Here is a 26,652-nt window from a genome sequence, read left to right on the forward strand (position 1 = left end):
ATCACGCTCCTCAAAATCTAGTCGTTGCATGCGCTTCGGATAACCTTTTGTTAATGAGTGCAATGACATCTTGCTCACGTTCATCCAGATAAAAATGGCCGCCGTCAAAAGCATGTTGCTCACAGCCTAACGTTGTATGGAGTTCCCATTCACTGAGTGGTCCTGTTATGCAGTCATCATTTTGACCATTTAAAATATCTAGTCGAAGGGGTAGAGGGGGCCGCTTGTGATATACATATTCATCAACAAGTTGGATGTCTGCTCTTAAGATGGGCATAAATATTTTCAAAAGCTCGGGATGCTCAAACAGTTCGCTTTTCATACCGCCAAACTTTTGTAACTCTTTCAGAAACTCATCATCCGGCAGCCTATAGATCTGGCGTCTCCCCTCATGCTCACAATGCGGCGCCCCTCTGCCGGAAAAGAAAACCTTACTAGGTAACGGTGTTCCTTCCTCGAACAGAGCATGCAAAACCTCATATCCTAGTAGACAGCCCATACTATGTCCAAACAGAGCATAGCTATCTGAGTTAAGCGCCGTCTGACGTATTAGAGGCAACAAATCTTGTACGGCTTCCGCCACGTCCATATAGAATGGCTCTTTCATACGGCTTCCTCTTCCTGCTAATTCTGCTGGGACGAGCCGCACGGAAGGATGTAGCCTATTCATCCATCGCTTGTAGACTTGTGCTGATCCCCCTGCGTAGGGCAGACAAATCAAAGGTACCGACATTCGCTCCCCCTCCTAGATTACATACTAAGCCTGTGATATCTACGCACCCTCCAAAAGAGTAATCCAAAATGCTCTCTCTTTGGCCAACAACTCTTCCGCATAGGCGAGCTCTCTATCTCGCACAAAATCCCCTGTGATAAAGCGGTCTTTCACTACATTCCATCCGTCTTTCACCCACTCTACCTGTTCGGACAGTGATGCATACAGAGACTCATCAATCAGACCTTTCTCCCGCAAAGATTGGAACAAAAGCGTATTCGCAATATGTCGATTACAGATGATATTGACGCCTACAAGTCCATAAGTTAAATGAGCTTGTCTTTTTTCAGGATCGGCATCTACATTCCACATGCCCACCATGGAGAATTTACGAAGTTCCCGCGCTAATCGTTCTGCATTGTCCAGCACTTCAGTCAGCTTCAACTCATAAGGCTGAATCGAATCTTGCAGATTATACACATAATAAGCGGGACCATCATAACTAGGATTAACGTTGTATTCCGAATGGGTGTAAGCTTTGATTAATCTTTCTTCCGGTATTTCATACTCCTCATAACCAGCCAGCGTATCGTCAATGACGTAGAACACGCCTCGCTCCTTGTCGTATCCATTAATCAGTGAATAATGATACCAATGAAATCTTTTCCAAGCTAAGCTGCCGGGCAGCCAATCATACAAATCAACATTTATGCTTAAATTGCGTCCATGATCCAGGGTAGTTCGAATTTCCTCCAATAAGTTCTCTGGATTATGAAAAGTTCCCGGCTCGATGGTCTGGATTACTTGAGATAACGGGAATCGAGCTGGATCGTCCATATAATATAAGGCATCGATGGTGGGATAGCGGAAATCCTTATCCGTTGCAGCTTCCCAAGGATAATAGCGATATATGTTCAAATAGGCCGCATCCTTGTAACTTGCCTCCTCCGATACCGCAATGGAGAAGGCTTGATTAAGCATACAGTTCATCCAGAATTCATTAAAGGGTTTCCTTCCTAATGACAGCTTTGTCTTCATCATTTGCCAGCTCCTTAAGCTTTAAAATGTAGGAATAGTCAATTCATTACTTTCGTAAGCACGGCACTTATTTTTTGGCTTGCCCCATCTTCAACGATCACATGCAGAATCGCCATATAATCTTTCATCAGCTCCATAGCTATCTCTTCATTGAGAAGACTTGTCCTATACTCCAAGGAAAGACCCATTTTGCCATTTTGCTCGGCTGCTTCAAGCGTCAGATCGAACTTGCTTACACCCGGATCGAAAGCCAAAGGCTCAAATGTGATACCTCCCGTCTGATAAGCAACACGATCTATATTTTGTAATATGAACATCGTATCGAACAGTGGATTGCGACTTCGGTCTTGTTCGATCCCTAACTTGTGTACAAGATCTTCGAACGGATAATCCTGATGCTCAAGCGCTCGCAGTACATCCTCATGTAACTCAGACAGATAATCACTTACGGTCCTGTATGATTCAGGGAAGCTGCGTATGGCGACCGTATTGACGAACATGCCAAGGAGACCCTCAAGTTGTGCGTGGTTACGACCAGCTACGGGCGTACCTACAATGATATCTTCTTGCTTACTCCATTTGCTTAATAACATCGAATAAGCTCCGAGAAGCACCGTATATAACGTCGTACCACGCTCTTGCGCAAATGCCTTAATCTTCCGTGTCTTCTCTTCCGTTAATATATCGTTAATTAGACCGCCCTCATCATGTTGCATTTCGGGTCTTGGCTGGGTCTTCTGAAGTTCAAGTGTTGGAAGTTCTCCTTCAAATGCTTCCAGCCAATAACGTTCGTGTGCCTGATAATGCTCATTGCCCATTTGTTGTTCTTGGAATACGGAGTAATCTCGGTATTGAATATCAAGTTCAGGCAAATGGCCCCCACCATAGACATGGGTCAGTTCGTGCAACAATATGCTGACAGAGACACCGTCCGTGATAATATGGTGAAAATCCAGCAGTAATAGATGCCGCTCCTCACCAAGTGTAATCAGTCCAGCCCGGAATAACGGAAGACTCCCTAGGTTGAATGGACGAATAAAGCGCTTCATCAATAGACTAATCCCACCAAATAAATCTTGATCTCCGCCTTCAGCAAGCAATTTACCCGCCGCCATTCTTAGTCTGGCATTTCGTTCCAGTGTAAATTCAGACCCTGCATGTACACGCTGACGGAATTCGTCCTCCTCGTGATGGAACGTAGTTCTGAGCGTTTCATGACGCCGAATTATGATTCTAAATGCTTCCTCTAATTTTTCTACATCGAGCTTGCCCTGCATATGAACGGCGAACGGCACATGATACGTTGTGGATTCACCCAAGATCAGTCCCATCATGAATTGGCGACGCTGTGCTCTTGACATAGGATAATAACCGGAGTCAGGCTGTTGTGGAATGGTTGCTGCTGTTACACTACCATTCATATCTAGATGTTCAGCTAGCCCTTCTAGCGTTGGATTGCTAAAAATATCGCGTAGAGGTAACTGAATACCCATGCGTTCAGCAATACGGCTGATCATACCTGCGGCCTTTAGAGAATGGCCACCCAGCTCAAAGAAATTATCCTTGGCGCCAATAGAATCTACACCTAACAATTCCTTCCAAATCTCCGCTAGCTTATGCTCCGTATCCGTGGCTAATGGCACCAATACTAGCTCATGGATATCTGTGGGTCCTGGCTGTGGAAAGGCTCTTCGGTCAATTTTCCCCGTGGGTGTAAGCGGAATCGCATCCATAAAGACTATGAAGGTAGGGACCATATACGAAGGTAATACTTCGCTGAGATATTCACGCAATTGTAATTTCAAGGAAGCGGCTAAAGTTGAATCAAATTTCCCCTCAACGCTTGAATCCACATTTTGCACGACAATATAGGCACAAAGTGCATATTCTCCATCCTCCTCCTGAAATGCAGTAACGACGGATTCATGTACTTGTTCGTGACGAAGGAGTACCTGCTCAATTTCACCCATTTCGATCCGGTGCCCCCGGATTTTCACTTGAAAATCTCTTCGTCCTCCATAGGAAAACTGTCCATTTTCAAGCCAGCGACCTAAATCCCCTGTGCGATACATGCGTTCACCTGAGGCATATGGATTCGGTACGAACGCAACATCCCACTCGGAATGACTGAGATACCCGCGCCCGACGCCTGGCCCACCGATACATATTTCACCTGTGACACCTTGAGGTTGCAGTCTAAGATCTTCATCTAGTACCATCATAACGGAGCCTTCAATTGGCGTACCGATTGAAATTTCTTCTCCGTCCGTAACTTCCTGGATTGAGGTCCAGACTGTCGTCTCTGTCGGACCGTACAAATTGAACAGACGAGCATTCGTAGCAGAACGAAGTCTATGAAGCACATCCTTCGTTAGGGGCTCCGCCCCAATCATGACGATGCTCAGCTTGCGCAGACCATCCTTTTCTTTACACTGATTCATCCACCATTTGAATCGTGATGGCGTAATTTGTAATACATCAACATCATGTGTATGAATCAGGTTTTGCAAGAGGTGGGCATCGCCCCGCTCCTCTTCATTAGCTAGCACAATTCGCATCCCTATCGTGAGGGGAAGTAGATTTTCAACAACAAAAATATCAAAAGAAACGGAGGCCATGGCCAAGATACCTTGACCTTTTTCAAATGGAAGTCTTTTCTTGAACCCGCTAAGAAAATGATCCAAACCACGATGTTCAATCATCACACCTTTCGGACGCCCTGTGGAGCCAGAAGTATACAGCACATAAGCTAGGTGTTCTGGCCGATGAATGGATTCTGGATTTCCTCTGTCCGCTCCATATAGTGCAGGATCGTCTAAATACCACTCATTGGCGACTCGTCCTGCAAATCCTGCATATTCTTTTTCCGTCAACAGGAACGCTTCGCCGCAATCTTCAAGCATCCATTCCACTCTTTCTTTTGGATAAGAGGGATCTATAGCGACATAAGCCCCCCCAGCTTTCAGAACGCCTAAGATGGCAATAAGTAACAATGGACTGCGGGATGCCATAAGTGCAACGATGCGCTCAGGTCCCACACCCCTTGCACGCAATGTATGAGCTAGCCGGTTAGCACGTTCGTTCAGCTCTGCATACGTCACCGTCTCCACGCCGAAATGAATAGCAATCGCATCTGGGGTTCTTGCTGCCTGAAGTTCTACGGCTTGCACATAGCCCATCCACGCTGTAGTAACTTTTGAGGAAGATAGTGCATTTTTTTGCTGGTCTGTCCGGTTGATATCCTCTTGAATCTCCATCCTAGCCTGCCTCCCCTGTTGGTGTGTGGTCTGTACGGGTAAGCTCCTCTCTCTCATCATCGCGAGCATTTGTAATCGCTCGCTGTCACTTAGCAGCTCAAGCTCCCCGATTGTGCGAATACTCGAAATACACATTTGCTGAACAAGCATTGTGTAGCTTTCTGCCAAGCGAAGCACCGTTTCCTCCTGAAATAGTTCAGTAGCATACTCGAAATGTAGCTCAATCTCTGTATCTCGTTCTATCGCTTCAAGGGTCAGATCAAATTTACTGGTGCCCGTATCTATTGGTATTTCCGCAAAGGTGAGACCGCCTGCATCCATCGCTACCCGATCCATATTTTGCAGGATAAACATAACGTCAAATAAAGGATTACGGCTACTGTCCACATCGATATGAAGCCCTTGAACCAGTGCCTCGAACGGGTAAATCTGATGCGAAAGTGCATCAATAACATGGTGGTGTAACTCTTTAATATAGACGCCGATCGATTTATCTCTTTCGGGTCTAATTCGCAGCGCTAACGTGTTGACGAACATCCCGATGATGTCTTGAGTATCTGCATGCGTTCTGCCAGCGGCAGGCGTCCCTACTATAATGTCATCTTGACCGCTATATTTAGCTAGCAGTGCGGCAAAAGCACCAAGCAACACTGTATATAATGTCGTCTTGGATTCCCTTGCCAAAGTTCTTACATTCGCCGTGGTCTGCTTGTCCAGGCGGAACCGATGGCGATGTCCTTTATAACTTGGGATCATAGGCCGCGGGCGATCGGTCGGTAGTTGCAACACCGAAGTATTCCCTTTGAATATGTCCATCCAATATTCCTCATGTTCCTGATCCGTTGAATGATCCATCTGCCACACCGCATAATCGCGGTATTGCACACGTAACTCAGGTACATCTTTACCTGCATATAATTGCGAGAGCTCTTTTACCAGTATTCCCGCGGATACACCATCCGTAATGATATGATGCATATCCAATAACAGCAGATGATCCTTAGCGGAAAGCTCTATTAGACCCACTCGCAGCATAGGCAGATTGTCTAAATGGAACGGGCGCTGGAACGTATTCATCCGTTTTGTCACTTCAGAGAGATTAAGCTCCGTATGTGACAAGATTTCTTCTTGCATGTCCATCCAATGATTCAACACTTCCACCTTGAATGCATAAGGAGCATGGATTTTTTGACTGAACTCGTCCTGAATCATATGAAAGCTTGTCCGCAGAATTTCATGGCGAGCGATGAGTTCTGTGAATGCGTGTTCCAACCGATCAATATCTAAGATCCCCTGCAAACGGAGTGCAAAAGGCACATGATACATCGTGGCATCTCCGGCTAGCATCTGCATCATAAATTGTCTCCGCTGGGCCAGCGACATGGGATATAGTGCTCGCGGTTCAGCTTTGGGAATCGACCTACTCGTGCCAGATGCACCTTCTTGCTCTTTGTGCTCTTTGATCCAAGTTGCCATCTCTGATATAGTCGTTCGTTCAAATAGTAGACTTAGCGGAATTACAGCGCCTGTTAATTGCTGTAATCTACTTGCAAGCACGGCCGCTTTCAAAGAATGGCCGCCAAGCTCAAAGAAGTCATCATAGATGCCAATAGGTTCGATCGTCTCTCCAAGTACCTCCCTCCAGATCACAGCAATGCGTTGTTCCATCTCATCTGTCGGTAACGTCTTATTTTCTTGCGTGCTCATTCCTTTTATGGGCTCAGGCAAAGCACTGCGGTCCACTTTTCCATTTGGTGTAAGAGGAATGGCATCCATCTCCATAAGAAAGGATGGAATCATAGCCTCCGGCAGCTTCTCTTTTAATTTCATTCGCCATTCTCGTGAGGACAATGTCTGACCCGATGTGACAATATAGGCACACAGTTCTTTGTCTTCATCCTTCTGCATATGTACGACTACAATCGCATCCTCTATTTCAGGAAGAGACAACAATTGTGAACGTACCTCATTTAATTCTATACGTACCCCTCTAATTTTCACCTGTTGGTCTATCCTTGCTACATACATTGCATGACCATCTGGCAACCACTTTGCAATATCTCCTGTCCGGTACATAACATGTCCTTCTCGGTACGGATGAGGTATGAATCGTTCTGAAGTCAGATCCGGGTTATTCAGATACCCATCAGCCAGACATCGGCCTGCAATATAAAGCTCTCCAGCAACACCGATTGGGGCCAGTTGACCCCCATATCCCAAAATATATATTTCCGCATTATGCATCGGACCGCCGATTGGCACGTATGCACCTCGATAAGCACCGGGCTTGTATGGATACATCGTAGAACATATCGTCGCTTCAGTAGGACCATAACCATTCATAATCTGGATAGAAGGATTAAGCTTCGTATAAAGTTCCAACGTATCATCTAGGATGGGTTCTACGCCTACGAGCATTTTGTCTAAGTGAAGAGCTGCAGGAGACTCAGTTAGACATCTCGCGACTTCTTTTAATAGAGATGGGGGCAAATAAGCAAATGTAATTTGCTCTTCCGTAATTATTTCGGCGATACGCCGCGGATCAAGCCATTTGGGCTCCGGGTACAGCACCGTGCAAGCCCCGTACATAAGTGGCATCCATAGTTCTGCTACGCTGACGTCGAACGAAATATTAGTCAGACTTAAGCAACGATCTTTTGGACCATATTGATCTTGGAAGAATTGCTTAAGGGAACAGCCGAAATTATAAAAGCTTAGGTGGGATACGACGACGCCTTTGGGTTGGCCTGTTGAGCCTGATGTATAGATTACATACATCGGATCTGTAGGATCGGATAGCGACAGCCTGTCTACTTCCATTTCGGCCAAGAGAACGGTATCATCCGACAAATCTATCTTCTGTATGAAAGAAGGTATACAGACGGTAGATTTCATCGAATCTAATCCATCTATACATACAAGCTTTGCTCCGCTGTCCTCCAGCATATAGACTATGCGTTCCTCGGGATAATGCGGGTCTACAGGCATATAAGCGCCTCCCGCCTTCATCACGGCAAGCATAGCTGTCAGCATGGGGATCGAGCGCTCCATCATAACAGCAACCACACTTCCTCTTCCCACACCTTGAGTTTGAAGCGTCAGCGCTAACCTATCACTTCGGCGATCCAATTCAAGATAAGTAAGCGAGGATTCCCCACAAGACACGGCCAGCGCATCGGGATGAGCCAGCGCTTGCTCCTTGAAGCATTCATGCAGACAACGCGGCGCCGAGAAATCGGCTTCCTTTCTTCCCAGCGTCAAGAGATACCCTCTTTCTTCCTGCGTTAACATATCTATATCGCCTAACGGGGTATCTGGACAAATGGTTATGGTGCGCAATAACTGAACATAATGCCGTAGGAACCGCTCCGCTGTCTCTTTGTGATACAAGTCGGTGTTATATTCCACAACAAGTCTTAGTCGAGCATTCTCCTCTACAGCCTGTATCATCAGATCGTATTTCGCTGTGTGATGTGCAAAACGCTCGTGGCGATATGATAAATGCTCGGATGAGGTAGACGATAACCCAAGATTCTGCATGATGAACATGGTGTCGAAGAGTGGATTCCGGCTGGCATCCCTTCGATCTACCCACTGCACGATTTCTTCAAATGGATAATCTGCATGAGCATAAGCCCCAGTAGCCAATGCCTTAACTTCAGATAAAAAGATACGAAACGGCTTGTCCGCACACGGATACGCGCGTAAAGCTATCGTTCCGGTGAACATCCCGGCGATTGCTTCGAACTCTCGTCTGTTGCGGCCTGCAATCGGCGTGCCTACCGCAATATCTTCGGCCCCCGTGTAGTGGGCAAGAAAAGTATAATAGGCTGACAGTAATACCATAAAGGGAGTTGCGCCTGATTCGGCGGCGAGCTTATGCACATCGGCCAGCACATCCGCGTTTACATATACGTCGAAGGTCTCCCCATGACTACTTTTTACAGGTGGGCGCGGGGCATCCGTCGGTAGCTCAAGTGTCGGCCACTCTCCTTGGCATTGCTCGCGCCAATAATTCTCGGAATGTAGCGAACGTGGCTGATGCTGTTGCCACACTGCATAATCCTTGTATTGCAACGGTAATGGAGGTAAGGAACCGCCTTGATATAAAGTCATTAAATCCTTTAAAAGAATGCCGGCTGACATGCCATCGGATGCAATATGGTGCATATCCAAAAACAGTACATGACGCTCTGAATTCAGCGTTAACAAGGCTGCGCGGAGCAGTGGAACCGTATCGAGCTTAAAGGGTTGGAACAGATCCTGCAACACATCTTGTAATGTGTCTTCAGTGACCTCCATACGTGTTAAGTGAAATGGCATAGCGTCATGAACATACTGCATAATCTCTCCGTCTATAATGTGAAAAGTCGTTCGGAGGGTCTCATGGCGCTCCACAATGGCTTGAAGTACAGACTCCAATCGGTCGCTATCCAGGCTCCCATCCAGATGCAACAACTCCGGTAAATTGTAGCTACGATCCTCCGGCATCGTCTGTTGCTGTAGATACATACGTTTTTGTGGTGAAGTAACTGGATAATAGGTTTGCAAAGGAGCTTGTAGTAACGGTTCCAATTGTGAATTCCCCATTTGGGTACCCTCATGTGCATCGTATGTTGCTTTCATAAAGGGCTCCGCTGCTGCGTTGTTCTGCTTCAGTCTCTGTTCAATAAACTCTGAGAACGAAGACAGGTCTGGATGAGTCAGTAAATCCGCCACGTGAATTTGGACACCTGCAAGCTCACCAATCCGGTTTACAATTTTGAGAGCAATGATTGAATCTCCACCAAGCTCAAAAAAACCAGCGTGTACAGGCAGGGTATGATATCCAAGCATCTCTCCCCAGACATCTGCAACTTGTTGTTCCCATATATGACCGGATCGCTCTCCAGTTAGCTCAACTCTCTTAGGATGCTGAATCATGTTGTTCTCATTCTGCTCCAGCCTTGCTTGCCATCTGGCAAACGTATCGTTCATTTCTTGCCTCAAGTCCTCTGGAATGTCTCCTTCCATACTAGGAAAGAATGTAGGCTTGCTTCCGCCACCTGATTCCTCGATCCAGCAATGATGAAGATCGAAAGGATAAGTTGGAAGTGGCATACGCAAGCGAGACTGACCCTGATATAGCGTATTCCAATCCATCTCACCACCTAGAACATAATGCTCGCTTATATCATGTAAAGTGATGTTTAGTTCACGAGATATAGCGGACGGACGCATGTGAGTAGAGTTATCCATCTGAACCATTCCAAATCGAACATTCGGTGATATATTGTCTTGCAGACCCTTCCCTACCAACATATCTAACGTTTCAGCAAGTTCTTCCCAGCTATGCACGATTATCGCTAGACGATAGCGATGAGCTCCCCTACCGGTAGCTAGCGTATAACATAGATCAGATAGATTGGCATTATGTTCAAAAGTGTAATCTCGCATGCGCACGACTAACTCCTGAAGCGCAGACATACTATGAGCGGAAAGACAACATAATTCTGGTCCATTGGGACGATTAGAAGATAACTGAGGAGGAGCCTCTTCCAGTACAATATGGCAATTGGTCCCACTCATACCGAAGGCACTCACTCCGCATCGTCTTGAGCTTCCTTCAATCTCCCATGACGTTAGTTCATCATTAACATATACTGGAGAATCCACAAATGAAATATTTCGATTTGGGGAACGAAAATGAAGGGTCGGCGGAAGCTCTTTGTGGACCAGCGAAAGGATAGCCTTTAGCAGTCCTGCTATCCCGGCGGCGTGATCGAGGTGACCTAGGTTTGTTTTTAGAGAACCGATCGCACAAAATTGCCGTTTGTCCGTATATCTTCGAAAAGCGCGTGTCAGTCCATCGATTTCAATGGGATCACCTAGTGAGGTCCCGGTGCCGTGTGCTTCCATATATGTAACGGTCTCCGGATCAATATCCGCATCCTGCCATGCACGTACAATGACATCTTCCTGAGCTAAGGCGTTCGGGGCCGTAATCCCTACCGAGCTACCATCCTGATTCATTGCACTGCCTTTAATGACAGCATAGATATGGTCGCCATCCTCTTGTGCACGCGACAAAGGCTTTAACATTAGCGCAATGACCCCGTCGCCAATGCCCGTTCCGTCTGCGGCATCATCGAAAGTTCGGGCCCGATTGTCGCTAGACTCTATGCCTAGCCTTATGCCAATATCTAGGGGGAGCAAGTTAATTTTGACACTACCTGCAATAGCTGCTTCGCATTCCCCACTTCGTAACGATTGACAAGCCAAATGAACCGCTACCAGCGAGGAGGAGCAAGCGGTGTCCACACTGATTGCTCCTCCTCGCAGGTTAAGCAAATACGAGATTCGGCTCGGAATCATGGAGCTCAGGTTGCCTGGAGCCGCCATGGACAAAGCATCCGAATCCAGCGTTTCGATAATTCGTTTGTAATCATGAAGCGCATCTGCGTTATAACCGACGAACACGCCTGTACGTGATCCATGAAGCGCATCTCCGCCATATCCCGCATGTTCAAGCGCTCCCCATGCCGTCTGCAGGAACAGACGCTGCGCTGGACTCATAAGTGAAGCTTCCTTAGGCGAAAGTCGAAAAAACGAATAGTCAAAACCTGTAATATCTTCAAGATAGGCGCCGTCAAAAAATGAAACCGAATTGTACCGCTCCTCCACATGACGCAAATAAGGTTTCAATTCCTCTTTTCGAACCTGTGGGAATTCACTTACTAGATCCTCACCGTTACGCAGAAGTTCCCAGAAAGCTTCATGCGAGTCTGCGCGTGGCAGCTTGGCCGATATCCCGACAATGGCAATATCTTTCAGTGATACATTAGATATAGATCCGCCCTTCTTCACCTTCTGATCTGAGGTATCTTTGTGCATATCCAGCAAATTGAGTTGAAACATGGCGCCCTTCCCTCCTAGCTAATCATGGAATAGCCGACTGCCTGTTCTTTTCTCCCCCTATGACGCTTCCCGTACAGTAAAAACAACACATGAACTACGATTCCAATTCCGCTGACCAAAGTTAACATACCTAACGTACCGGGCGACCAATGCTCTGCCCATTGCAGCATAATATACAAAGTTGCGGTGCTACATGCGTGTGCTAGAAGTGACCCCCAAAGTGACTGAGATCCTGCCCGAATAGCTCCATAGACGATGGCGCCTAATGCTGCAAATGCACCTGTCGTTACATTCATAAATACTGCACCAAATAATAAAGCTTGAAGCAAAACCGTCCATCCCACCGAAAGACGTTGACGTAGTGTATGGAACAGCATGCCTCTAAAAAGCCATTCCTCAAGCAGTGAGCCCAATATCAAGCTACCCATTACAAAAATAATTAACGACCCACCTGCAACAAAATGGACCAGATCCGATAGGACGGGAAACGTGGCTTGGATCCAAGGTAGATGGGTGAATGCAGCAATGAACAAGCCGAGCCAGATGCCCGCCCCTGCACTCAATAGGAAGGCATAGTTGCTTGCAGGAACAAATCCCAAATCGCTCATGGAAATATGTTGCCAGCGTAGTAAGGGTAGATAGACGGCAAGGACGATGATATTTGCTACGATCAATACAATGCCGGAATGATTTGTAATCCAGTCTTTTAGCTGAGGATTGCTTATCCCATGGTATAATATCTGATTCACAAGCATCACAACTGCCGCATATATGAACAAATACAACAAGGTATTCCCCGCTATCTTCCATCCCTTCACGCTGAAGTTACCCCCTTGGTCATTACCGGTTCCGAGGCTGAAGGACGATGCTTCACTGCAAGGAATATGCCCGCAGTAATGATGCCGACAGCTAGAATCATCCAAGCATACATAAGGCTGACCTCCGTTGTCTGTGGACCGTAATGCCACAACACATATTGACTTCCCTGACAGGCGATTTGCGCAGTAATAGGCGCCCAAATGGATTTGAACCAGACATATAAAAGTGCAAAAATAACTGCTCCTAAAAATCCGTATAACGAAAGAGGGATATCACCTAGAAAAAACAGAGCCCCGTATAATACACCTTGAATGATAATAGCTACCCAGACAGGGAGCACACGTCTGAACTCATTCATCAAAATACCTCTAAATAACGTTTCTTTATAAATATTTCCAAGGATAAGGAAGATCAGAAATACGTACCATTCTGCACGATTCAGATAATCGAACAATTCGCGGAATTTGTACTTATCCGATGCAATAGCGGGTAATCTGGAGAAGGCAACCGTGAATAGACCCGCTCCAAGTCCAATCCATAAGGCGATGGCTACAGACTTACCGTTCATCAGACGAAATTGTGCCGCTTTAAAAAGATTTTCTTTGAATAGTAATCTCCAAGCCAACAGCATGAGGGGCAAACCTACCATATCGTTAAGAATAATGACGGTTACTGTGTTTCTCTCGAACCAAGTACTTCTTGGATACACATAATCAAAAAACAAGGTCGTCACTGTAAAAAACCACCCAAAGTACAATCCGATGACTACGGCCACACGGGCCAGCATGATTCCCCAAGCCTTCAAATGACTAACCTCCTTTTGGTGCTGCCGATGGCGTATCTGCCATCCGTGCTTTAGCTACCCGTATCCAGTCATGGCCTTGATCCGAGGTCCGCCAGACATAGATGGAACCTCCAATTAAGGCCATGAGACAGACTGCTGTAATAAAGTACAGTACACCTTCATTTAATTTGTCATACCACGCATAGAATCCCGCGTATTTTAGTAAGAAAATGGTACTCATAGCTGTAATCTGAACCAATATAGGAGCCCACAGGGATCGTGTACGTAAATACAACGATCCATAAATGATTCCTGAACCGATGCTAATTACGGACAAAGCCATACTTGGCTGAAAATAGGCGTAAGCCGCAGCCTGTAACACTAAAGCTACATATACGGGCATAACTTTGCGAAGTTCACGGAATAGGAGGCCCCTGAATAACAACTCTTCAAACGTAGGACCAAGTATACCGGCTCCCATAATGACGTAGACTGCGGAGTCTCCCTTGATTAGATCGTCGACCAATGCAGGTACGGATGGAAATAGCTGGGCAATATCGTCAATCACGATAAGGCCGATGCTGAATAAGCTTCCAGCCAGTCCCATACCGACCATAAGCCATACTCGCGGGGCACTCAGTCTTCTAAAGCCCGCTACTCGAAAAAGATTGTTGTCTGCGTGGGGCCATATCCAACCTTTAATTCGAAAAATGAGTAGATACACAAGCGTAATCAAAGTGAACAGAACGGCCATGAACATGGCCTGATTTCTACTTAAAAACTTAGCGAAAGACAACGTGACTTCGAAATTGTAAGTCGAGCGAAGCAGATAGAGCAGCGCATAAAAAACGCCGAAATACATAGCAATATTTCCTAGCATGGTCCCTACCTTTTTCACAGGAAATCTCCTTTCTACTTAGACTAGAAAAACCAAAACGCTTTCGTTCTCATGTATTCTATCTCTCGCCACCAGCTAATCCGCTGATATTACACGTCTTGTTGCAAGAAATTGCTCCGTGACATTCGATAACAGTTCCAAATAAGCAGAAGCCCAGTGCATCATGTTCTCTTTACTTACACGACGGGCATTATACATCCATGCGCCGCTCATCTTGGGTAAGTCGGTTCCACTGAGTGTGGTGCCGCCATCCACATACAACACCATATCGAATGTCTCTAACAGTATTTCTTTGTCTCTAAATGGATGCTGGACAGCACCTGCATACAGCGGATATAAAGTAGTTGCTTCGCTGGATTGAACTTGTAATCTGATCTGCCGCGCAGAATAACTTTCAGGTACATTCTTTTCCATGGTAGCCTGTTGTACCAGACCCTGCAGGTCACTTACTTCCGCAAAGTCAATCGTATTAGGAACGATGAGTCCATTATCTGAAATGCACGGAAGCACAAGCATGGTATCCACTGACTCGCTTCGCCAGAAGTACAGGTAGACAGCATACGCCGCAGTACTCATGCTCACTGCATAGAAGGAGGCAAGTTCTGACATTCCTTTTGCAACCTTCGGGTCCAGTTGAAATTGAATAGTACCCGTACGTTCAGGGGCATAGCCGCTAGGAAGGAATGCATCTGTTAGTGCAATGCCACCCCAGTTCCAATAGGCAAGCTCACGATGTCTTGATTCCAGATAATTCGCCAGAGAAGCAATGGTCGGATAGGTGAACAAATCCGTCACACCTAGCGCACCAGGGTATAATGCTTCCAACTGTTGATGCACACGTATTAATAGAAGAGATTCTCCGCCTATATCAAAAAATCGATGGTGAATACCGAAATCATTTCTTTGCAATATATCCTGCCATACCGCGGTAATGGCTAATTCGATATCGCTTGTCGCTTCGACCCATGGCGTGTCCGTATTTACTGCAAGTTCAGGCTCTGGCAACGCCTTACGGTCAATTTTGCCATTTGAAGATAAGGGCAAAGAAGTCAGTTCAATGAATAGAGAAGGAATCATATACTCAGGTAGACGCTGAGCTGCATATTCTCGTAGTGCTTGATCCCCTGCATATTCGTTACAGGTCATATAAGCACATAAATATTCGCTTCCGCTAGTAGCGACTTTTTTCAAGACCACGACTTCCGTAATTTGTGGATGACCGAGTAGGACATGTTCAATTTCTCCGCATTCAATACGTTGTCCACGCAACTTCACCTGATGGTCCATCCGGCCTAGATATTCAATCGTTCCATCTTGACGCCACCTAGCTAGATCCCCTGTTCGGTACATTCGACCTCCCGCGGCTAGCGGATGTGGAATAAACTTCTCTTCCGTCAGATCCGTTCGACCCCGATACCCCCTAGCTAACCCTACACCGGATATCCATAGTTCCCCAGCAATCCCGACAGGCTGAACGTGCATAGTATCGCTTAGAATATGAATGTGAATATTGTCGATCGGCTTACCAATGGGCACTTGATTGGACAAAGAATCGGTTAGACCGTCATCCTCTGTGCAATCGTGATAGGACACATCTACTGTCGCTTCGGTTGGGCCGTACAAATTCACAAGCTTAGTACCGAATGGAACGGTAATGCGCTCACGGAACCGAAGAACCTGATCTGTTAGCAATGCTTCTCCGCTTGTGAATACATGGTTAAGACTTTCAAGTCTTGTCTCTTCGCGTAGCAAACCTGGATTCTCTAAGAACAGATGTAGCATGGATGGCACAAAATGCATCGTTGTTACGCCATGCTTAGCTATTGTATTCAAGATTTGTACAGGATCTTTCTCACCACCCGGAGATAGAAGGACAAGTCTTGCTCCAGCGAAACTCCATAAAAATAGCTCCCATACAGATACATCGAACGTAATCGGGGTCTTTTGCAAAATGACCATATTGTGATCTAATTCGAATTGATGTTGCATCCAGCCAATCCGGTTAACGACGGAATGATGCTCAATCATGACCCCTTTGGGTTGACCCGTAGATCCAGAAGTATAAAGGACATAAGCGAGTGAATGAGCATTGTGCATCTTCTCCACGGGATGAATCGCTTGCTCCTGCGCTAACAGTTCGTGTACATCCATACATTGCCCTATCCGCTCCAGCGCCTCGGAAGCTTTCCCCTTTGTCAGAACAAGCTTAGCCTCAAAATTGTCTAGCATATAGCGAACTCTCTCCAGCGGGAAGTCCCGTGCAATCGGCACATAAGCCCCGCCCGCCTTCAGCACGCCATAGATGGCAATCATCATCTCGAGACTACGATCCATCCAAATGGCTACGCAGTCGTCTGGTTCAATACCTCGCTTCCTGAGTGCATGGGCTAGTCGGTTCGAACGCTGATCTAATTCCGCATAGGTTAATGTTCCTACTTCTGCTACGACCGCAAGAGCATGTGGGGTAAATGTGGCTTGCCTTTCCAGATACATCTCTATCGTATCTTCGCATGCATAAGGCGCAAATGTTCGATTGAATGCTTCACTTTGTTCCCTTGCTGCTTCAGGATTAAGTAGACTGATTTGTCCAAGCGGCAACATCGGTTCATTTAATACACTATCTATAATTCGCACATACCATTCTGCCAACCTATGAATTCGTTCTTCTTTGAAAAGCGCAGTAGCATATTCAATCGTCAGACCTGCACCTTGTGAGCCTTTATCCACCACTTCGAAAGTCAGATCGAGCTTGGATACGTGGTTATCCACGACTAGTGCTTCAAAATGTAACGTATCTTCACCGAGTGAAGGTACATCTTGTTGCATAACAAACATCGTGTCGAATAATGGATTACGACTTGCATCGCGCGGCACATCTAGCATGGTTACCATATGTTCAAATGGCAACAGCCCGTTATTCATAGAGGTAATCGTAGTTTTTTTGAGCTGCTCAACAAATGCATAGAAAGACAGTTCGCTAGAAGGTCTGCTCCGAATAGGTAACGTATTGACAAACATACCTACCAAGGACTCCATGGCGGGATGGAAACGTCCAGCAATAGGTGTACCGACTATGAGGTCATCTTGCCCTGTCATCAAATGCAACAAGGTATGGTATGCTGCCAGCCAAATATGAAAAGGAGTAACGTTCCAACGCGCTGCTGTCACTTGAATGCCTTCAGCCAGCCTTGCTGGAATCTGCATCACAAGCTTGGCTCCTTCAAAGCTTTGTTCAAGTGGGCGTACATAATTGGTCGGTAACTGCAATAAAGGAAGTGGGCCAGCTAGCTGATGCTTCCAATATTGTTCTTGCCGCTGTCTCGCCTCAGAAGCCATCCATTGTTGCTGCCACACAGCAACATCCTTATATTGAATGTGCAATGGCTCTAACGTATTCCCGCGATACAGTTGCTCGAAATCTCTCGCCATCACAGACATCGACACGCCATCTGTAGCGATGTGATGCATATCTAGCATCAGCGTATGCTGGTTCTCCCCATCCGTCGCAAGGAATGCTCGAAGCAACGGAGCCTTGCGCAGATCGAACGGACGAATGACTGCGCGTGCCAATGAATTCAGATCATCTGCAGCTTGCACGTGATGTAGGGCGAGTTCGAACGATATCTCTTCCTTAACAAGTTGTATCGGCTTTCCCTCTTCCCAGTCATACCAGGTTCTCAGCGGTTCATGCCGCTCCATCAGTGCCTGAATGGCTCCTTGTAACCTTTCAAAATGGATTGGTCCTTTGAGGCTTAGAGCAAGAGGCAGATTGTAAGCAGTAGAATTAGGATAAAGTTGATGTAATACGAACAGCCTATTTTGTGCGAGCGACAATGGATAGTACGGCCGGCTTTCCGCCTGAGTAAGGACCGAGGAGGACGTTGACTCCGCATGGTCAATAACTGCTGCCATATCCTTTAGTACGGGAGCATCAAACACATCCTTCATGGAAAATAAGACGCCGTAATCCTGTTCAATTAAGCCTGCGAGCTGCGCTGCACGTAAAGAATGTCCACCCATCTGGAAGAAATGGGCTTCTCTGCCTAAGACGACTGTAGAGTCTAACTCGCTTGCAGAGAGACCGAGCGCTTCTCGCCAAAGTTCACCTAGTCGCTGTTCCGTTAGTCCCTTGAGCCCTTCTCCTTCAGCCGCGGATTCAAAAAACTGAGGTTGAGGGAGCTTGCTGCGATCTACTTTGCCACTTGTTGTTAGCGGCAACGCATCCATAATTATGAAATACAAAGGAATCATGTAATCCGGTAATTGTGTCTGAAGTGCGGAACGAATCATCTGCTCCAGATCATCAGTTCCATGTACAGGGACTAGATATGCACAAAGTGCCATGTCCCCGGCAGGGTCGATGACCGTTGTCACAATCGCGTCGCGAACGGCCGTCTGTATCAATAGGGCCTGTTCAATTTCTCCGCATTCAATGCGAAGTCCACGTAGCTTGAGCTGATGATCGGAACGTCCCAGATACTCTATATTCCCATCAGGCAGCCACCGTGCACGATCACCCGTACGATACAATTTCGTACCTGGGGCGAAAGGATTTGGAATAAAACTCTGCTCCGTCAAATCTGGTCTATTATAATATCCACGGGCTAGACCCACTCCAGCAATACATAGTTCACCAGACACGCCGATGGGTTGCAGATTCATATATTTATCTACAATGTAGAGCTGAATATTGTGGATGGGCTTGCCGATAGGAACAAGAGCCCTACTTGAGTCTAAGCAATTGTAATAACTGACATCGACCGTAGCTTCCGTCGGACCATATAGATTAACAAGTTGAGCTGGGCTGTTACTTCGCTCCATTAGTTCATAGAAACTAGATACATGAGCAGGCTTCAATGCTTCGCCACTAGCAAATACATACCTGAGTGATGCTAGCTGATGTCCCTTGCCACGTTCGGCTACATAGGGCACAAACAAATTCAACATCGACGGGACAAAATGCATAACGGTGATGGCCTGCTCCTCTATAGTTCGTACCATGACCGCGGGCTCTTTCTCTCCACCAGGCTCTAGCAAATAAAGCGAAGCGCCGGCTATGCTCCACCAGAATAGTTCCCACACAGATACATCAAAAGTAATGGGTGTCTTTTGCAAGATGACGTCGTGTGCTTCCAACGGATAAGCTACCTGCATCCAGTTCAATCGGTTGATTACCGCTCGGTGCTCTATCATCACGCCTTTGGGTTTGCCTGTTGAACCTGACGTATATATGACATACGCTAAATGTTCGGGTCCCCCTTGCTGAGGCATACTGGATTCCTCTTCACTTAAGGGCACCTCCATTTCCGTAGCTGCTACAAGCATATCTAAATCCAGTTGTTCTCCATTAAAAGCAGGTAGCATATCTAACCACTTCGCCCCTACAAGCATCAGCCTAGATCCGCTATCTTCCAGAATGGCATGGTTCCGTTCGGCTGGATGCTGTGGATCAATGGGTAGGTAAGCTCCACCTGCCTTCAGCACCGCCATAATGGCAACCATTAAAGATAGGGAACGCTGAGCAACAATCGGCACAATGGTCTCGGTCGTTACTCCCTTACTTCTAAGTAAGACAGCCATACGGTCGGAGCGACGATGTAGCTGTTCATAGGTTAGAGATCCTTCCGCAGATTTCACAGCGGTGCGGTCTGGCCAACGGCGTGCGGATTCGGCGAATCGCTCATGGATGGTCGTGTCTACCGGATAGACATGATCTGTATCATTCCATGAATGAATGGCCTCAGTTTCAGCGGGTGTCGTTATGCTCACATCCCCGCAGATCAAGTCTGGATTAGCTGCCGCTTGCTCCAAGATGTATACCAGTTTTTCCGCTAATCGCTTCATGGTTCCACTCAAGAACAGTCCCGTGTTGTACTCCAGCTCACCCCGCAGACCTCCATCCATGTCATGATACAAATCAAGCTTGAAATCTAGCTTAGACGTGCCATGATTAACAGGTAGAATTTCCATCTTCCAACCGTCTCCGCCCACCTCAAGCGTCTCATCTTCGATCTGATTATGAAGAATAAGCATCGTATCAAATAACGGATTCCGGGAAGGATTATGCGCATAGTTGGCCGCTTCCATGAGCTGCTCAAAGCTGATCTCGCCGTGTTCATAGCATGCAAGCAATCGTCTATGTGTCTCCTGAGTAAATGATAGGAATGATAACTCGTCCACGACCTTCATTCGAATCGGTAGGAACTGATTGAACATGCCTATCATTCGATCCGTATCCGGGTGAGTTCTGCCAGCAGCCAATGAGCCAATTGTACATTCCGATTGATGCGTCATTCCCTTGAGCAGTAAGGTATACGCCGCAAAAAGCATGCTGTTCATGCTCACACCTGCTTGAACCGATATCGGGTTCAGTCGTGTAATTAATGAAGACGGGATGTGAAAGGTATGCGTATTTCCTGCAAACGTCTGTCGCTCTCCCCTTGGCTTATCCAGCGGCATATCCAGCAAATCTTGAGGCTCTTGGAGCTGCTGAACCCAAAACGTCTGGGAAGCTTTGGACCGCTCGGTATCCGAGTGTTGATTCTGCCAACAGGCATAATCCTTGTAATGCAAAGTCAAGCGCTGAAGCTCGTTACCGTCGATTAGAGCAGTTAAATCCTCCAGCAACAACATGACGGAGATCCCATCCGCAGCGATATGGTGAATATTAAGCAGTAGATAAGCCTCCACTGCATCTGCTGCATCCGAATCAGGATAGCAATAACAAGCATGGATTAGCGGAGCAACGTTAAGATTAAGAGGCTTGAAAAATTCGTTACTCACCTCGGATAATGTCTTCTTGGCAAGCGCTGTCCTTTGCATAATAAATAGTGGTGAATCCTGTACAATCTGCGCCGGGGCTCCGTCGATCCATTGATATGAAGTACGCAGCGGCTCATGCCGTTCAATTAGCTTATGAAGGGACTGCTCCAATACGGATTCATTCAGTGCCCCCGAAATTTTTAGAACAAGAGGAATGTGATAGGTTATTCCTATATCAGTCAAATGATCAGCCAAAAACATTCGTTGTTGGGATGGACTGAGTGGATAGTATGCAGCTTTTGGCGCCTCAACTATCGGCTCATATAACTCCTTAACTGCCTGATCAATCCATGCGGCCTGTGCTCTAACTGTCGTTAACTTGTACATGTCTTGAAGCGGTATCCGCACTTGGCATTTCTTATAAACAGCTGAAGACAATGCAGCGGCTTTTAATGAATGACCTCCATGCTCATAAAAAACATCAAGGACACCCACTTGCTTCACGCGCAAAATGTCTTGCCACAAATCTGTTACAATTCTCTCTGTACGGGTTGCAGGTCGTTCATATGAAACTACGCGTTCTGGGGCAGGTAGACGGTTCTTATCTATCTTACCGTTCCTGTTAAGCGGCAATTTTTCCAGCGACACCCATGCTGTAGGTATCATAAATGCCGGAAGCTTGTCTGCCAGTTCACTTCGTATACCCGCCATACTTTCACCTTGCTGCGTTACGATATAAGCACATAAATAAGGTCCGCCCTCATGTTCAACCCGCATGACAAAGGTTTCACGAACGCCTGTACATTCCAATAATCTATTCTCGATTTCCCCCAATTCGATTCGGTAACCTCTTAGCTTCACTTGACTGTCGATACGATCCAGAAATTCCAAACTCCCGTCTGGCAGCCGTCGAACTAAATCGCCGGTTCTGTAGACCGTGGCTCCTTCAAGAAATGGATGAGGGAGGAACTTAAGCTTGGTCTGCTCAGGCAAATTCACATAACCAGATGCAACACCATCGCCTGCAATCCACAATTCGCCAGCCACCCAATTCGGTTGCATCTGCCCCTGATTGTTCATGACCAAAGTCGTGGAACGTGCTATAGGTAAGCCAATAGGAATAGAGTTCCTTCCTTGTTCATTGCCTATGTCCATAATTCGGTGGCAAGTAGCAAATACCGTCGTCTCTGTAGGACCATAGACATGCAATAATACGCCCGGACCCAGTGCTTGGAATGCTTTGCGGACATGGGGGAAGGAAGCCCGTTCTCCACCGAACAAAATATGACGCAGGCCATGCATTGAACTAAGTCCATGTTCAACGAGGGTATTAAAAAGTGCTGTCGTCACAAAAAATAGCGTGATTCCTTCATCCTGAATCAGCTCATTCAGGCGCATGACATCAGCAGCCTCTTCCTCACGGACTAACCGAAGCTTCGCGCCATTTAACAGTGCTCCATAGATATCAAATGTAGATCCATCAAAGACATAACTGGAGAGCTGTAAAACTACATCATGTTCGCTAATATGGATGTAATCAGTATCTGTTGCAATTCGAGATACATTACGATGCGAAGTCATAATGCCCTTGGGCTTCCCCGTTGAACCCGATGTGTACATGATGTAGGCCAAGTCATGTGCCGAGCCGTCAATATTCAAATTGTGATCTGAGTCCACAGTCCATTGCGAATCAAGCCCATCCATTTCAATGATATCGAGGCTTCCTTGTGCTAACGCACTAATCTTTTCCTTCGCTGAGGCCATAATCACGATAGCTTGGGCTCCCGTATCTTGTAGCATGTACAGCATCCGCTCTTCGGGATAATGGGGGTCAATTGGTACATAGACCGCTCCGGCTTTAAGCACAGCCAATATAGTCACAATCAGCTCAGGTGAACGTTGCAATAACAGTCCTATTTTAGTTCCGGGTATAACTCCCCTGTGCACAAGCCCATGTGCTAATCGATTGGCCCGTGCATTTAACTCACTATATGTGAACGTCTCCGTGTCCATATGAACAGCAATGTGCTGAGGAGTCTCTGCTACTTGTAACTCAAACAGCCTATGTAGAGACAGCTCCCGTTGCGGTATAGCCAATGAACAGCTATGCTGAAATATTGCGTTACGCTCAACTGTATCCATGAGATCCACATCTTCAAGTAACCTATGGGGTTGATCTACAATTTTTCTAGCAAGTGTCATGTAATGCCGAATCAGTTGGATTGGTATTTGTTCATCATAGAGGTCCAATGCATACTCCAAAGTAAACGAAATACCATCGCCATGGTCCGCACATTCCCATAGTAAATCGAACTTGGAAAATCCATGATTCAGCGTTTTAGGGGTATAGATTATGTCCTTACTCCGCCATTCCGGTAATTCCATATTCTGAAGTGTGAATACCGTGTCGAACAACGGATTTCGTCCATATTCCCGATTCACATTGGCAAGCTCTGCTATGTCTTCAAAAGGAACATCCCCATGACCAATCGACGCTAAAATCCTTCCATGAACCAGCTTCATCCATTGATTCCATCGCATATTGCCTTGCCCTTGAAGTCGGATCGGAATCATGTTGACGAACATTCCCACTATACCTTGAATCTCGGGCCGTGCACGTCGCGCCGCCGCGGTACCCACGGTAATGTCCATCTCCCCTGTATATTTTGCAAGCAATACATAATAGATGGAAAGCAGCAATGCGTATAGCGTTACCCCTTCTTGTCTAGCCAGATCTCTTAGCGATTGAGAAAGATCGGATTCCAGCTGAAATCGAACGATAGCTCCTCGATAAGTTGGTGCTTGTGGCCTTGGATATAGTGAAGGCATCACAGTTGAAGGTACGCTATCTTGGAACATTTCTTTCCAATACAACTGCTGACGATCCAGCCAAGACCCTCTTCCAATAGTAGCCTCCCAAAGTGCCATATCTCCGCCATGAATAGACATGGGATTAAGCGTATTGCCGTCATATAATGCTGCAAGATCAGACATCAGAATTCCCATCGATGTGCCGTCCGTTATAATGTGATGAATATCCAATAAAAGGACATGTGCTTCCTGATCTTTGCGTACAAGTTCCATACGAAGTAAGGGTGCCTCATTCAGAGAGAAGGATCTCAGAAAATTGCGCTCATGAGATTCAAACTCTGAATCCCTCCACTCTCTTCCGTCGATGAGGATAAGGGGCATTTCAACATGTTCTTCTATACACTGCACCACTTGATCTTCCTCCATGAAAAAAGAGGTGCGCAGTGCAGGATGACGCTTGATTAAAGCCTCCCAAGCTTCTCTGAAACGTTCAAGATCAAGCGGTCCCTTCATTTCGATCACAAAAGGCAGATGATAACTGAGCAATCCGGGATTCAGCTCTTCCAAAAGGAACAGCTGCATTTGGGCTGAACTTGCGGGATACTTCACTCGCTCCTCTACTTTAACTACAGGCGGTGGCGTAGCGTCATTACTTTTGCCCTTTTGCATGCTATCTACAATAAATTCAGCTAGTGAGCTAACGGTCTCATGCAAAAATAATTCGGTAAGCGTAAGCTCCATACCTAGTGTCTCTTGTAGCCTGGCTACAGCGTAAGCCGCTTTAAGAGAATTTCCACCTTGCTCAAGGAAACCATCGTTGCGGCCAATATGCTCCTTCTTCAATACTTCGCGCCATATAGATATAATTTGTTGCTCTATCTCTGAGGCCGGCTCTGCCTTCTGTTCTAGTTGGAGCACGTCTGTACTTTCTGCAGGAATCCACTCGGTTGTGGCGGCCGACTCCAATCCAGCTAACTCTGAAAGCGTTACCAAGAAATCACCTTCATGTAGCGCTTCCGCTAAGACATAGCGTTGAATTTTACCGGAAGTTGTTTTTGGAATTCGCCGTACAGGGACTACAAAGGCTACATCGAGCCCTGCCGATTTGTTCAATATTTTTTTTACTTCGATCATAAGAGGAACGAATCCGCTGGTCTTACCACGGTGCTGAATGAACACAGCAATTGCATCTTGTTTAGTTATCGTATTCTGAATAGCTGTAATCGCGGTTTTGCCCATTTCAGCGCCTTGCACTTGGCTGATTAACGCTTCAAGATCATGTGGATACACATTTTGTCCGTTGATGAAGATAACGTCCTTCATGCGGCCGGTGACATATAGACGCCCCTCCAGCATAAAGCCCAAATCCCCTGTATGAAGCCAACCCTCTGGTGAAATGAGCTGCTTATTCACGTCAGGTCGCTTGTAGTATCCTTTTGTGACGTTCTGTCCTTTAATCTGAATCAAGCCTACAGTATCTGTTGGGAGCAAATTGCCTTCTTCGTCGCAAATACGGACCTCGCATTCCTCAACGGGAAAGCCCAGCTCTACAATCTCAATAGCCGTATTATCTTCTGCCGCAGCTATAGTTACAGGCTGTCCGAAAGTAAGCGATTGGCGATCAAGCTGAATGGTGGTTAAGTTCTCTTCCGTATCAGGGAACGTAACCGCAAGACTGGCTTCAGCCAGTCCGTATACTGGGAATATACAATTTTCTTTTAGACCATACGGTCTCATTGTGTTCAGAAAATTGCGGCAATGATCTGCCGAGATTGGTTCTGCTCCATTAAAAATGAGTCTAACGCAGGATAAATCCCATGCGGCTGCACTTTCGGGCTTCCAATGTTGCAGAAAATGCACGTAACCGAAATTCGGGGAGGAAAGGCACGTTACCCGATGTTTGTGCGTTAGTTCCAGCCATTTCATTGGATGCAATACAAAGGTTGAAGTCGGTAGATGCAACTGACGCATACCGCAGAACAACGGCGTAAGATGAAATCCGATCAATCCCATATCATGCGTTAACGGTAGCCAGCTTAATGAAGAGTCCTTATCAGTCGATTTCGCGCCATGCCTGATAGCTCGCAGATTCGATAAAAGATTACCGTGGGTAAGTACAACCCCCTTCGGATCTCCTGTAGAACCTGATGTAAATTGAATGAATGCTATATCCGACTCTGCAGCCTCATATGCTGCAATATCGGGTAGATCTGTAGCATCATCAGCAACGAGATCTGCAAAGGAGATGTTACCTCGTTCGAACAGTCCAAGTAGTTCCGTCTCTTCGTTCTTCAAGGCGTAGCTTTGTATTCCGGGCCAGAACTCTGCTTCGCAGAGCAGCCTTGGCTTTTCAAGTTGCTTACAGACTGCGATCAACTTTTTACGTCCTTCGTCTGTACGTGCTGCCGTTATGGGAACGGGAATCATACCTCCGAGGATACATGCCCAGAATAGCGTAATAAAACGTTCGTTATCTTCTGTCTGCATGACGACAAAAGTTCCTGTTGTAAGACCCTGTTCATACAGCTTGTGGAGCATCCTTTGTGCTTTGGCTAACAACTCGCCATAAGACACATAACGCTCCTGACCACTTTCACAGAATACAATACCTGCATGATCATCTTTACGTGCCAGCAATACGCTGGACAAATTACGGATGCTTCTCATAGTCGGC

The 26,652-nt window shown here is 46.5% G+C and carries 7 protein-coding genes; all 7 read right to left on the bottom strand.

Annotated elements, in window-relative coordinates:
* Positions 1-10: 10 nt before the first annotated feature.
* Positions 11-733, bottom strand: coding sequence for a thioesterase II family protein (locus J2Z69_RS05190; protein ID WP_209859764.1), 723 nt, complete (start codon positions 731-733; stop codon positions 11-13).
* 39 nt (positions 734-772) lie between these two features.
* Entirely contained in the window at positions 773-1,750 is a 978-nt protein-coding gene (locus tag J2Z69_RS05195; RefSeq protein WP_209859766.1) for a cysteine peptidase family C39 domain-containing protein, read from the bottom strand.
* Positions 1,751-1,788: 38 nt separating this feature from the next.
* A complete protein-coding gene (locus J2Z69_RS05200; protein ID WP_209859768.1) occupies positions 1,789-11,904 on the bottom strand; it encodes a non-ribosomal peptide synthetase in 10,116 nt (3,371 codons plus the stop codon).
* Between the two features lie 14 nt (positions 11,905-11,918).
* Positions 11,919-12,722, bottom strand: coding sequence for a CPBP family intramembrane glutamic endopeptidase (locus tag J2Z69_RS05205; protein ID WP_209859770.1), 804 nt, complete (start codon positions 12,720-12,722; stop codon positions 11,919-11,921).
* Positions 12,719-13,528 (bottom strand): CPBP family intramembrane glutamic endopeptidase, encoded by an 810-nt coding sequence (locus J2Z69_RS05210; protein ID WP_209859772.1) that lies wholly within the window; start codon positions 13,526-13,528, stop codon positions 12,719-12,721. The genes J2Z69_RS05205 and J2Z69_RS05210 overlap by 4 nt, the downstream gene beginning before the upstream one ends.
* A 4-nt stretch (positions 13,529-13,532) precedes the next feature.
* On the bottom strand, positions 13,533-14,405 hold the full coding sequence (locus J2Z69_RS05215; RefSeq protein WP_209859774.1) for a CPBP family intramembrane glutamic endopeptidase: 873 nt from the start codon (positions 14,403-14,405) through the stop codon (positions 13,533-13,535).
* A 75-nt stretch (positions 14,406-14,480) separates the two neighbouring features.
* Positions 14,481-26,645, bottom strand: a complete 12,165-nt coding sequence (locus J2Z69_RS05220; protein WP_209859776.1) for a non-ribosomal peptide synthetase — start codon at positions 26,643-26,645, stop codon at positions 14,481-14,483.
* Between the last annotated feature and the right edge of the window lie 7 nt (positions 26,646-26,652).

The organism is Paenibacillus shirakamiensis (genome assembly GCF_017874255.1).
GTDB lineage: Bacteria > Bacillota > Bacilli > Paenibacillales > Paenibacillaceae > Fontibacillus > Fontibacillus shirakamiensis.

Excerpts from the sequence above, each read along its gene's own strand:
- J2Z69_RS05190 (WP_209859764.1), bottom strand. The coding sequence starts at position 733 with ATGTCGGTACCTTTGATTTGTCTGCCCTACGCAGGGGGATCAGCACAA.
- J2Z69_RS05195 (WP_209859766.1), bottom strand. The coding sequence starts at position 1,750 with ATGAAGACAAAGCTGTCATTAGGAAGGAAACCCTTTAATGAATTCTGG.
- J2Z69_RS05200 (WP_209859768.1), bottom strand. The coding sequence starts at position 11,904 with ATGTTTCAACTCAATTTGCTGGATATGCACAAAGATACCTCAGATCAG.
- J2Z69_RS05220 (WP_209859776.1), bottom strand. The coding sequence starts at position 26,645 with ATGAGAAGCATCCGTAATTTGTCCAGCGTATTGCTGGCACGTAAAGAT.